This is a genomic window from Pedobacter sp. GW822-FHT03F06 (assembly GCF_058801365.1).
The window spans coordinates 230,246-243,576 of record NZ_JBXANE010000009.1 but is presented as its reverse complement, the minus strand read 5'-3'; the positions used below and the strand labels follow the sequence as shown (position 1 = coordinate 243,576).

General features: G+C 39.7%; 6 protein-coding genes. All 6 read right to left on the bottom strand.

Going from position 1 to position 13,331, the window contains the following annotated elements; genetic code table 11:
• Positions 1–268 precede the first annotated feature (268 nt).
• The 6 genes from AC1RJ8_RS17210 to AC1RJ8_RS17185 are packed head-to-tail and all read right to left on the bottom strand — an operon-like array spanning position 269 to position 13,326.
• Complete coding sequence (locus tag AC1RJ8_RS17210; protein ID WP_492955075.1) at positions 269–1,996, bottom strand: RagB/SusD family nutrient uptake outer membrane protein; 1,728 nt, start codon at positions 1,994–1,996, stop codon at positions 269–271.
• A gap of 23 nt (positions 1,997–2,019) precedes the next feature.
• Positions 2,020–5,253 (bottom strand): SusC/RagA family TonB-linked outer membrane protein, encoded by a 3,234-nt coding sequence (locus tag AC1RJ8_RS17205; protein ID WP_492955074.1) that lies wholly within the window; start codon positions 5,251–5,253, stop codon positions 2,020–2,022.
• A 29-nt stretch (positions 5,254–5,282) separates the two neighbouring features.
• A complete protein-coding gene (locus AC1RJ8_RS17200; protein WP_492955073.1) occupies positions 5,283–6,716 on the bottom strand; it encodes a fasciclin domain-containing protein in 1,434 nt (477 codons plus the stop codon).
• Between the two features lie 32 nt (positions 6,717–6,748).
• Positions 6,749–8,563 (bottom strand): fasciclin domain-containing protein, encoded by a 1,815-nt coding sequence (locus AC1RJ8_RS17195; protein ID WP_492955072.1) that lies wholly within the window; start codon positions 8,561–8,563, stop codon positions 6,749–6,751.
• 10 nt (positions 8,564–8,573) lie between these two features.
• A complete protein-coding gene (locus tag AC1RJ8_RS17190) occupies positions 8,574–10,040 on the bottom strand; it encodes a RagB/SusD family nutrient uptake outer membrane protein (RefSeq protein WP_492955071.1) in 1,467 nt (488 codons plus the stop codon).
• Between the two features lie 10 nt (positions 10,041–10,050).
• Positions 10,051–13,326, bottom strand: coding sequence for a SusC/RagA family TonB-linked outer membrane protein (locus AC1RJ8_RS17185; protein WP_492955070.1), 3,276 nt, complete (start codon positions 13,324–13,326; stop codon positions 10,051–10,053).
• Positions 13,327–13,331 lie beyond the last annotated feature (5 nt).

Genomic DNA, 13,331 nt, shown 5'->3' with positions numbered 1-13,331 from the left:
TAAGTACGCTTTGAGGTGTTTCGACAAGCTACCATTGACAGTGTTCAGTAGAGTGGTCGTCATTGCGAGAAGGAACGACGAAGCAATCTTTCCTGCTAGCCATCCTTGCTAGAAAGATTGCTTCGTCGGCTGAAAAAGCCTTCTCGCAATGACGACACTTGGAGGTAATTTATCTCCACTAATATTTCCTGTCATTTATATTAATTTATAAAATAAATTACTCTTCAGGATGACAATTACATTTATGATACAGCTTCATTACAACCTTTTATTTCCAATCAAACGGCAGATACCAGTTGGCCGGATCCATTAATTTTTGCCTGGTAAGGCTTGCATTAGGGTTGCCTGCTTTTAACAGTTTTTGGTAAATCCGATCTGCTAAAAAGGCTGGGTTATTCTGTCTTCGGGCAATACGGACCAAATCAGGCCAGCGGTTACCTTCAAAAGCAAGTTCCAATGCGGCCTCATCAATTAATTTGCCTTCTAAGCCTATCATATCCGTCTGATAGCTCACATCGATCGCATTTACTACTGCCCTACCTCTAATGCCACAATTACGGTACCAGGTACCCGAAACATCGTTATTTTTTCTGGCATCGAAATAATAAGGTGAGGTTTGCGGATAAGGGGTAATCATCGTATTTAATTCAGCTACTGAAACAGGGGCCTGTGCTCCGGCAGTAATGGTACCTACATAATAGGTATTCCTGATCCCCGTGTTTAGCAATGCCCAGCCCAATTTGGTCTGTCCGTCTCTATTAGCAGCTTCCGAAAAACGCAGGTGCAATAAAGGCGCCCTGTAAATGCCCCACTTACCGCCATTATCGGTTAGTTTGGTAATTTCATCGCCCATGGCAGAAGCATTGAAGGATAATTTGCTCCTCGGATCGAAAGGAACGCCGCTAGTGGTGACCTGGCTATTCCACAAGTCTTTTATAGCCTGCGAAGGTTTTATCTGATAGCTTTTAAGTGGCGAACACAAATCAATCATTGGGTTTACAGGTTTAAAAGCGGTATTATAAGGCATGGCCCATAACCACTCAGTGCTCCATGGGTTCGATGTGGTTGGCAAGGCAAAAATAGCACGCCAACCTGCATCTAAACTATTTATCAAACTACTGGCATCTTGCCCACTTCTACTAAACAAAACGGCTAAATTGGCATAAGCCACATCACCAGAGTTATTGATTTTGTAAAAGTTAAACCTAAAGTTATCATTCGCATTGCCATTTTCGGCATTCATCAGCTTGGCATAATTTTCGGCTGCTTTAATATAATTGCCTTTCCACAGGTAAAGATCGCCCAACAGGAAAGCCTTTGATGCAAACAGTTTTTGAGTATAATTCCCATCAATGGTTACCAATAATGATGTGCCTGTTGGATAAGCATAAGCTTCTTTATAGGGCAGGCTCTCGTTAAAGGTGATTAATTTATCCAGGAGCTGATCGAATGGTGTTTTTGGGTAATTGGCCAGGTTTTTTAAATCATCTACCGTTTCTATCGCATCAGTGATATAAGGTATGCTGCCATATTGAATACCTAAATGCAGGTAAATCCAGCTCCTTAATGTGGCAATATCTGAGTAGCGTTTGTTGTAATCATCAACACTCATCCGGCGATCATCGACCATCATTTTAAAGTTTTTGAGCACATCGTTACAATTCACAATCACCTGATAATATGGTCTTGGGTCTACATACTGATTGTTTTTTGTTTCGGTATGTGATGATAACTCCTGCAGATCGGCACTTGATCTGGAGGTCACATCCACCAGATCGCCACGCAGTTCGTTCTGCAGGACATACAGTTTTTCCAGGCCCAAAAATTGGCCGTAAATACCAATAACCGCCGCATCTGCATCAGATACTGTTTTAAAAGCATTTACACTATCCAATTTATCTTCGGTAGGTACATCAAGCATTTTTTTGCAAGACCACGAACCTGCCGATAAAATACCCAACAGTAAAAGGGATGCAATTTTTTTATTTATGTTCATTTTCATGAGTATATCTTTCTTAATTATAATCCAACTCTAACACCTAGCTGAAACGATCTGAACTGCGGCTCAAGTGTAGTATCTACACCCTGGCTAAATAAGCTTCCTGAGTTACTAAATTCAGGATCATAACCTAAATAATTGGTTACGGTAAACAGGTTATTAGCCGTAGCGTAAATTTTTGCGTACTTAATGGCTTTCAGTTTTAAGGGTACATTATAAGTTACATTAACGGTTCGCAAACGTAAGTAAGAACCATCTTCAATCCAGCGGTCAGAAAAACGGGCGTTCCCTACCGGATCGCCATAAGTAGCTTTTGGTACCGATGTAACTTGTCCATCACCTCTCCACCTGTTGCCAATATTTGGCGTTTGGTTGTAATAAGTGCTTCCTGATTCTAATTGAGCCCTGGTATAATTGTAAATATCGTTACCACTAACAAAGGTGATTAAAGCATCTAAACTCCAGTTTTTGTAGGTGAAGGTGTTGTTAAAGCTTCCAAATAAATCCGGATTAGGATTACCAATAACGGTGCGGTCGGCATCATCAATGATCTTATCGCCATTGCTATCGGTAAACCTTACATCTCCCCCTGTAAATGGCACCAGTGCTCCTAAACTGTTGCGGCTAGATAAACCTGAGGCAGCGGCCTCTGCATTGGTTGCAAAAACACCATTGGTTTTATAACCGTAAAACTGATTGGCCGACTGACCAATCTGGCTGATATAAGCACCACCTGCATAACTGGTTATAACTGAATTTCCATCAGGTAAACTGGTAATTTTATTGGTTGATGTACCGATGGTTAAACCTGCATCCCATTTTAATTTTTCATTTAAAATCCGACCGTTTAAGGCTAAATCTAAACCATTTGTCTGCATGCCACCATTATTATTGATAAAAGAAGCAGTACCCGTAACAACGCTCAGCAATTGATAGCTTAACATATTTTTGGTGCTGTTTCTCCAATAATCTAAACTGATGCTTAGGCGTTCGCTAAAAAAGGAACCATCAATACCCGTATTAAACTTGCGAACGGTTTCCCATTGTAGATTCGGATTCGCAAAATTGCCGGTTACGATACCCCTGATGCCCAATACATTTTGAGAGGTATAATATTTTCTGGCGGTATAATTCCCTACATCATCATTTCCAACCAAACCATAGCTCATTCTTAATTTCAAAAGGTCAACGCGGTGTAAATTGCGCATAAATTTCTCGGAAGAGATTACCCAGGCAGCACCAACGGCCGGTAAAACGGCATAACGGCTTCCATTAATCCTCAAACCATCATCGAAGTTTAAGAAACCCTGATCGGCCTTTGCACCAAAACGTGAAGAACCGTCTACAGCCATCGAAAAATTAACGAGGTATTTATCAGCGTAGCTATAATTGGCAGACAGGTAATTGTTTAGCGTACGCCATTTCCCAATATCACCACCAAATGTTCTAAAAGCAGCATTACTGTTCCCAATGCTGATCAATTCATCTGTTGCAGAGTTAAAACCCAACGCATAATCCTGTTCGCTTTCGCTCTGTGAATAGCGTGTACCAACAATTGCATGTAATTTACTATATGAACCGAAAGATTGATCGTAAGTTAAGCGCAGATCGTTAAACACATTAAAAAACCTTCCTACCTGTGTACCTAAACGACTATCGCCTACATAGTTGGAAAGTGTATCGTTGGTTACCCCTTTTCTTGGAATAAAAAGTGTTTCCTGTGTTTTATCGTAAGTTACACCACTTAGGTTAGATAGTTTAAAGTTTTTGTTGAAAGTAAAATCGAAATTGATGTTTCCATAAAACCGATAAGCCTTTTTTAAATTTTGTCCTTTCTCGATTAAAGCTCTTGGATTACTCACCTGTAAGGTATCATAATCCGCTAAATTCGGTGAAACTGCCCCAGTTGAATTTATCTCATTCCTGGCCATAAAAGGCGATTTAACCAAAGCTAAAAACAACGGGTTGGTTACAGGAGCAATTCCCTGATCTTTTAAACGCTGTTCGGTATAGGTAAACGATAAACTAGTGCTTCCCTGTAGTTTTTTAGTCAGGTTTAAATCGCTATTAAACCTTGTGCTGTATTTTAAATTATCAGTACTATCAATTACCCCCCTATCTCTGGCATAAGCAGCAGACAATGCATACTTGGCAATATTATCACCACCGGTTACCTTTAAAAAATAGTTCTGATCGAAACTGCTTTTTAACACCTCCTTCTGCCAATTGGTTTCGTTATGGTATTTAAAATAATCGGGATTGGTTGGACTATCGTTCATATAAGGTTTTGCGGCAATGGCACTATTGCTTAACCCCTGACTTTTTAAAATATCGGAAAGATATAACCTATAATCAGAAGTTCCCATTACAGGTAAGTTTTTAGGTTTGAAATTAAAACCTGCGTAACCAGAAAAATCGATATTGGTAGCCAGATCGTGTGCACGGTTAGTGGTAATTAATACGACTCCATTTGCCGCTTTTACCCCATAAGTTGCTGCCGAAGCCGCATCTTTAATAATACTGATGTTTTCAATATCCCGAACATCGATAAATTGAAGCGGGTTGTTAACATGGCCTTTAATGAGCGATGTACCGTAATTATTGGCATCGAAAATCATCCCATCAACCACATATAAAGGCTGATTTGTAGCATATAAAGAATTAAACCCTCTGATGAGCACATCGGCGCCAACTCCGGGCGTTCCTGAGCGCCTGGTAACTTTAACCCCTGCGGCCCTGCCCTGAACATAACTCATTACACTTTCAGAATTACTGGCCCAGTTACCCTGCAAACTCACATTACTGATGGCGGGTATTGCCCTTGCCTGAGAAATTGTGCCTGTTGGTGTAACTACCTCATTGTAAACAGAAGTAAATGATAACGGGTAAAGTTTAGTTCTGATCTCTTTATCTTTGTAAACCGGTAGTACCTTGGTTTGGAAACCATTACCAGAAATAATAATACTGGCCTTATAATCAGGTACCACTACAGTAAATCTTCCTTTTTCGTCGGTAATGGCGGCGTTAAAACCAGTAACTGTAATATTAATACCCACTAAAGGCTTATTGGTATTTCCATCGAGCACAACACCCTTTATTCTTTCGCCCTTAACTGCGCGGGCCTTTACTTTTACGGTAGTGGTATCTGTTTCGGTTTTCATCGAATCTACTTCCTGTGCCTGTGCAGCTAAGCCAAACACCAGTAAGCAAAGCAATATGCCCCAAACTTTTTTTATCGTTGTAAAATTATACATAGTATTTTTTTTGAAAGCAAGATTCATAATTAAGGTAAAACTGGTTCGAAGCGGAGATAATCCAATATGAGCGTACTTACATTTACATTCGTACTGTTTGCAGCGGTTAACCTCACCTGAAAATTGCCAAACTGTGCCGGCGTATATTCTCCTAAGTAGGTTTCGTTATAGGTTAAGGGGTTTACCAGATGGGTATAAAACAAAGTATAACTTACTGTGGCAGGGTTAAAAAAGAAATAACGCTGCGTAAATGCTGCAACCTGTGGATCGCCGGGCAAACCAGAAATGGCCCTTGCGTAAACTTTATATTTTACCACGGGTAAATTGGCTTTTGTATAAAACACACCAAATTCGGCATACTTATGGTCATAAACCTCGATATCGTTAAAGGTTTTCCCTAAATTATCGAGTTTTGTTCGGTATAAAAGCGTACGTGCAGCACTAATGGACTGTGGTTTTTCACCCTCTATTTTAAATTCGGGTATTTTATCCTTTAAACGGAAAGGCAGCGCATTTACAACATGCACCATCCCGTTACTGGCGCTGTAGGAACGGATAATATTAGCCTTATTGACCGGCACTTTTACGCCCTGTAAAGAAATCAGTGTATCTGGCAATTTTTCAATCGGGTAAACACCTTTAACGGTTAAATCTTTCACCAAAAAGTAGGAAGCATTCAAATTCGGATTTACACTTGGATAATAGGTTGAAAGTTTTGCCGATTCGGCTGTAAAAGCGGCATCCTGCAATATAAAATAAGTGTATTGCTGACTTTCGTCTCTCAGATCGGCTATATTTACCCAGTAAGTATTCCTGGATATCATTGGCGGATTGGGTGCAAAAATCGGATTACCCAATGTATTATAACCAATAACAGTAGCGTTTGCGGTATCGATAACGGTAATCGACAGGTTATTAATGTAGTTTTTTTGCAAAGCACCATCAGTACTGCTGAGCATATAATCCCAAATATTCTGTTTGGTTGGAACAGCCTGATCTATGGTGTACAATACCCCATTTTTTACAAATTGGCCAGCAGCCGAAACAGTGCCTTCTTCAAATTTAGTGCTGGTAAAAACACCAAACTTATTGTTAAGCAGTTTCAACCTTGTAGTATCGCCCCCTTTGTTTAATGGGAAAGTAGATAATGCAATATGGTTGGCAACAAAATCTTTTAATTTTGCAGGATCAGAAACAATTGCTGCATCTAAACTGGCTAAAGCCTGATTGGTTGGTGCCCAAACCGTATAATTTTGCGCACCTGCAAGCACCTTATCATAGCCCGTAGTTTTAACATAACCGTTAAAAATACTGAGGTTCGCCTGGGCATCTAGCTTTTGTGCAAGATCTAAACTGTTATCTACATTGGTAAGCTCGTTATGAAGTTCCAGGCTATCTTTACAGGAATATAAAACTGTACCGATACTGAGCAGGGCAACGTATATTATATATTTTCTAGTCATTACTTATATTTTTAGTTCTATGGCTCAATTAGTTATGGACGTTTATAAATCAGGCCCGACGGACTAAATCTTGGATAGTTCTGATCATCATCAATTGGAATAAAATGAATCATATCCATATTCATAATTCCACTTCCATTACCACGCAGCGTAGTAAACCTAACCCAGTGTTTATCAGTTGTTTTAATATCTACTACCCCGGCCAATTTCCCGACCATAACCGACCATAAGTTATTCTGTGAGATAGGCTGTAAACCATTTACACCATTACTTACATCGGCAGTTGTGGCCATATAGCGTTTAAAGCCGTTGGTTAACATTAATCCATCTGCAGAAGGCAAAGCAGCATTAGCGGTAGGTACACCAGAACTGCCTAATGTTTGCGCAAAATCGACCAAATTTGGTAATAACTGCTCTTGTGTTGTGCCTACATCTACCCCAACCTGTGTAAGCGGTCCGGAGCCATTGTAGGTGTAACAGATCCAAACTTTGTATTTACCTTTTACCAGCATAGGTGTTCTGATTTCCATCCAGATCGAACGTGCGGTATTACTGGTGGTCGGGTTAAATTGAATTACATCTCTGTTGGCATAACTCCTCCCATCAGATGCGCCGATTGGCGTTGAGGAAACAGCATAAACAGGACCAATTGTATTTGACCGGTAAGCATCAAGCCTAATACCTGCGGTAATCAATTTTCCGTTTTGTAAAAGCTGAATGGTTTGTCCGGGCGCACGCCAGGCCGCTAATAATTTTAATTCCGGTTGATCGCCTATATCGAAGAAAACCCCCGTAGGCACCCTCGGTTTAATTTTGTAAAAACCTTTCGATTCGTGTAAAACCCCATTGGATGTAGTAACATTACTGAAAGTTCTGTTTACTTCTACTCCGGGCTCAATCACACCATTAAACTCATCATCATTTAATAAGATTTTCGTTCCAACTAATTTTGTGGTTACAATTTCACTAGGCACCAAAGTAGATAACGAAGGTGAAGAAACAATATCAGGTGTATAACTTGCACCTGTAGAAATATGATATGCCACATACATCCACAAACTATCGGTATGGCTTTTGGGATTACCCGTTTTAGACAGTTTGGCTTTTAAGGCCGCATAATTACTAAAACCAGCAGCTTGTATTGCCGAATCGGATTCGAGAATTACCGTTTGAAAACGACGGGTAGTATCAGGAATAGCCGATTGCACATAATTCAACGAATCATAGAATCCGGTTTCTTTTAAGGCTTGCGTAAAAATACTATACCTGTTGTTCGTTTCTATACTTGCTGCCAATGTTTTGGTTGATGGTATTAAAACATGGTCGATAACGTGGATAATACCGTTACCTACCCTTACATTAGATTGGGTAATGAGTGCCTGTTTGTTGATGATAAAACTACTTACACCATCTTTAAAAGTAACACCAGTTTGCAGATACTGACCATAAAGGGTGATCTGGGTTAACTTACCGTCGGTAAATTTGCCTGTAGCAACAGTATCTGGCAAAACATGGAAACGAACAACGTCTTTCAGTTCTGCAGCTGATAATTGGTCTACTGCTGTTTTATTTAAACTTTTCAACCAATCGTTAACTGCATTATTATCAGGCGTAAACATGGTGTATTTACCATATGCGGCCAAATAACCTTTTGTACCCGATCTTTCTAAAATTTGGGTAAACAAAGAAAATTTTTCAGGATTTTTCTCCAAAAATCCGGTAATGTTTACATCATCAGTAGTACTTAATGTTAAACTTTCTCTTTTACAGGCATTAATCACGAAAATTATAAATGCGCTGAGTATAACCAAATAGGTAATGTTTCGGATGTCTAATTTCACTTTCATATCACTTATTCTATTTAGTGTAAAATGGATTTTGTACAAGATTAGGATCTGTAAATAACTCGCTCTGATAAATCGGCAGGTAATGGCTATTGGGATCTCTAAATTTGGTAATGGCCGATTGTTGAAGCGTAGGCGATACTGTTTTAGCTGCAAGATCTAACAGAATATCAATACGGCTATAGTTATTGCGCTTGGCATGGCGTAAAAGGTCGAACCATCTTTTGCCTTCAAAAGCAAATTCTCTGGCACGTTCGGCCAAAATATAATCGCACAAAGCTTCAGTTTCTGAAGGATCTACAGTAACTTTTGTAGCATTTACAGCATTCCGTCTTAATCTCAGTTCATCAACCAATGCCAAAGCTTCTACACCACCTCCGGTTAAGGCCAAAGCTTCGGCTTTAATCATCATGATATCTGAATAACGGTATGCCTGCCATTTTACGTAAGAAGGATTTTCCGTACCATACTTTTGAATGGTAAAGGCCGCATTATAATAAGAGCCAGGTCTGATATCATAGTTATTATCCGGATCAACATCATCTGGAATAAAGATTTCGGTACTCAAAAACGGGGAACCTATAAAACGTCGTCTTGTATTTACCAATAAAGTATAAAATGGGTTTTCAATCGCCTGGTCAAATTCAAATATGGTTTCGATGGATGAGCCTTTAAAAAACACATTATTGTACCAGCCAGAACCTGCACCAACCAGGGCAAATCTTTGCGAGTTGATGATTTTATTACACTCGGTAATACAGTTCGGATAATCTTCCATCCACAGGTACACATCGGCCAGCAACGCATTTACGGTAAATTTGGTCACTCTACCCTTATCAAATCTTGTGCTACCATAAGTGGTAACCGCGCCCTGCTCTGCTTTTTTTAAGTCGGCAACAATCTGTTTTAAAATATCGGCCTGTTTGGTTTTCGGCAGATCCTGTAAATCGGTATCTTTTACCGTGGCTGTTAATTTTAAGGGTACATCTCTAAAAGTGCGCAACAGGTAAAAATACATGAGACTTCTTAATGTAAGCGCTTCGGCCACATAACCGTTCAATGCAGCATCGGTAAAAGTGGGATCGGTAGCTTTAACACCAGGCGCAAAATCGAGTACCGTATTGCAATAGTTAATGGTTCGGTAAAATGCTGCCCATCTTGCTGTTGTATTATCCTGGGTAATATTTACATTGATAATATCCGTTTCTTCTGTTGTAATACTAGGCCCGGCTGCAATCATATCTGCCCTAAGCTCGCCATACATAAACATGTACTCCAATAAAGATTTATCGCCAATACCCGGAGGAGGCGCCAGTAAAGAGGTATAACAACCAGAAACTGCTGCTAAAACATCTTCTTTCGTTTTCCAGAATTCCTGTCTGGTAATCCCATCTCGAGGTTGAAGATCGAGCCATTTGTTGCAGGAGCTGCTCATCACCAGCATCATCAATAAACAAGTGCTATATAAAATATTTTTCATCAGTTTTGAATTAAAAGTTAGCAGTTAAACCAAAAGTTATTGTTTTAATTGGCGGCGTGGTGGAATTATCTATCACCGTGTTCGACCCATTTAACTTAATTGGCACCTCTGGGTCCTGACCAGTATATTTAGTGAATGTTAAGATATTCTGAACGGTTAGATTGGTGGTAAGCGATTTCATACCCAACCTCTTCATAAAGGTTTTGCCAAAATCGTACTTTAACACCACCGAGCTCAATCTTAAAAATGATCCGTCTTCAATATAGCGGTCGGAACCTAAAAAGTTATAACCTGTACCGTACATGGCTCTCGGCATGTCGGTAACATCGCCCTCTTTTTTCCACCTGCGCAATACCGCTGTACTTTGGTTATTAAAACCGTACATATTGGTGGTGTTAATTTTAGTACCATTGATAATATCGTATCCGGTACGGAAAGTAAAGTTAAAACCTAAACGAAGGTTTCCGTTGATGGTTAGGTTAGATCCAAATCCTCCTGTTAATTTCGGGTTACCATTACCGAGGTACACAATATCTTTATAATCGATGTTTCCATCATGGTTGATATCTTCATACATGGCATCGCCAGGCTGGAAAACATAATCGATGGATGGATAGGCAAAACGCATATAAATTTTATCGCCGTTAGGTCCAACAATCTGGTTTCCGTTCTCATCCAGTGCAACTGTTGCATTTTTATCAGGATATACACCTTTAAACTTGAAACCGTAAAACGACCCGAAAGGATTATTTTCCTGCACAAATACTTTATACACATTGTTGCTGGTTACCCTACCTTTATTTTCTCTGGGGTATAATGGCGAAACCTCGCGGATTACGTTTTCGTTGTGCGCAATATTGAAAGCAAGATCTAGTCTTATCTTTTTCTTTTTGATCACAGTAGCATTCAGGTTTACTTCCCATCCCTGGTTATCCATAGTACCCACGTTCATATCAACCCCTCCATAACCGTTATAACTCGCTACCTGTAAGCCTGGATAAAACAGATCGGTAGTACGTTTACGGTATAAATCGAAATCGATATTTAAGTTTTTAAAGAGGTTTAAGGTAATGCCGAGGTTGGATTGAGTAACAGTTTCCCACCTTAAATCGGTTAATTCCATATTGGTAGAATACACCCCTGCATTATCCAAATAACTAAAACCGTAATTCTGATAAATATTGAAATAAGAATAATCGTAACGCGGCACATTACCACTTTTACCGTAGCTGGCCCTTAAACTAAAATCATCTACATATTTATTGGCCTTTTTCATAAAAGGTTCACCAGATATCCGCCAACGGCCAGAAACTGAAGGAAAAATACCATATCGGTTAGCAGCACCAAACCTGGAATTACCATCGCCCCTGATACTACCATTAATGATATAACGGTCTAAAAATTTATATTGAACATTCGCCAATAAACCAACTGACCTGGTTTGCCCTAAAGATGAGCTTGCAGAACCTGTGTAATTGGTTCGGCTATCAACAGATGGGTCGGATAAATATGATGATGCGGTATTGGTAGAAAACAGGTACTGCCCGGTTCTGCGGCTATCTTCACTATCAAAGCGCAAAAAGCCAACAATATCGTGTTTATCGTTCAGTTTAGGCGTATAAGCCAAGGTCATACTGGTGTTCATGGTGAATGAATCGCCATCAGCATCTGAAGCTGTATTGACAACCGATTCGGTATAAGGGCGGCCTGTTGCAATCTGTGGAAGGAAGGTTTTTACTTTGGTATTGTTAATATTTACCATAAAACTTCCATTAAGGCGTAACACACTTGGCAAGATTTCGTACTGTAAACTAAATTTTGGTGTAATCCGTTCTCCCAATTGATGGTTGCTACCTGCTGATGCCATCGCTAAAGGGTTAAAAGTTCCGGTTACTCTTTTATTATCAAAATTATAGAAGAAAGCGCCTTGTGCGGTTGCCGCAGGGCTGAAAAAATTTGAAGTTAAATTCCCATACTCATCGTACTCGTAAATGCTCTGGTTAGGCATTTTGGTATAAGCTACATCTCTAACATTCTGCGTAAAAAGTCCATTCTGATCGATGTGTGTATAAGAAATATCAGAACTGAACCTGATTTTGTTCGACACCATATAATCTAAGTTAACCCTTGCCGAAACACGGTTTAAATCGGTGCCAATGGTAGTACCTGTTTGGTTAAAATAATTTATCGAAGCACGATATCTGGCTTTTTCGCCACCACCGGAAATAGATAGGTTATGATCTTGAAGGTACCCTACCCTCGTTATGGCCGATAACCAATCGGTATTGTTGCTATAATTATAGTAATTATAGGGATCGTTCGGATCATATTGAAATTGCTTTGCAAATTCTGAAGTAGAAAACTGACGGCCCGCATTATAATATTCTTCCAAAACAAGTGACGAATACTGGTTACCATCCAACATCGGGATCGGACTTGGCTGTTTAGAATACGAACCTTTAAAATTATAGGAAATAGCTGGCGGACCAATTGAACCTCTTTTAGTGGTAATAATCAATACACCGTTTGCTGCTCTCGATCCCCAAACCGCTGTAGCCGCGGCATCTTTTAGCACACTGATTTCTTTAATATCGGATGGGGCAATATTTAATAACTGACCATAATTGTTCTCATCAGAGGTGGCAAAGTTAAAATCAGAAGGAATGGTAATGTCGTAAGGCATACCATCCAATACAATTAGCGGATCGGTAGCACCATTAATAGAAGATGTACCACGGATACGGATCTGCATCGGCGCGCCCGGGTCGCCTGTACTGGCGGTAATATCAACCCCTGCCATGCGGCCTTGCAAGGCCTGATCAATTGATGCTGATTGGAGATCTTCTAGTTCTTTGGCATCGATGGTAACGGTAGCCGAAGTCTGATCGCGTTTATCAATCGTCATTCCACTTCCATTGTTCGTTTTTGCCCTCGAAACAATCTGAACTTCATCCATTTGATTTTCAGAAGGTTCCAACTGAAAATTAATAACAGGCTTATCGATATTAACAGGTGCCGAAGACCTATAACCAATATATGAGACCGATATTCTGTAGGTTTTATCTGCTACCGGCAAAGAATAGTTTCCATCAATATCTGTCGAAACGCCTTTAATTACCCTTTTATCTTTATCAACAATTACAACAGATGCACCAATAATGGGCTGCTTATCTTTTTTATCAATTACCTTACCCTTTACATAGTTAATTTGTTGTGCATAGCCTAGTGATGATACCAACAAACAGCATAGTAAAATAAAAAAACTATAATTATATCTTTTAGTCATCTCGG

What these genes read in the sequence shown, in the direction of transcription:
- AC1RJ8_RS17210 (WP_492955075.1), bottom strand. Translation starts at nt 1,996, where the DNA reads ATGAACATAAATAAAAAAATTGCATCCCTTTTACTGTTGGGTATTTTA.
- AC1RJ8_RS17205 (WP_492955074.1), bottom strand. Translation starts at nt 5,253, where the DNA reads ATGTATAATTTTACAACGATAAAAAAAGTTTGGGGCATATTGCTTTGC.
- AC1RJ8_RS17200 (WP_492955073.1), bottom strand. Translation starts at nt 6,716, where the DNA reads ATGACTAGAAAATATATAATATACGTTGCCCTGCTCAGTATCGGTACA.
- AC1RJ8_RS17195 (WP_492955072.1), bottom strand. Translation starts at nt 8,563, where the DNA reads ATGAAAGTGAAATTAGACATCCGAAACATTACCTATTTGGTTATACTC.
- AC1RJ8_RS17190 (WP_492955071.1), bottom strand. Translation starts at nt 10,040, where the DNA reads ATGAAAAATATTTTATATAGCACTTGTTTATTGATGATGCTGGTGATG.
- AC1RJ8_RS17185 (WP_492955070.1), bottom strand. Translation starts at nt 13,326, where the DNA reads ATGACTAAAAGATATAATTATAGTTTTTTTATTTTACTATGCTGTTTG.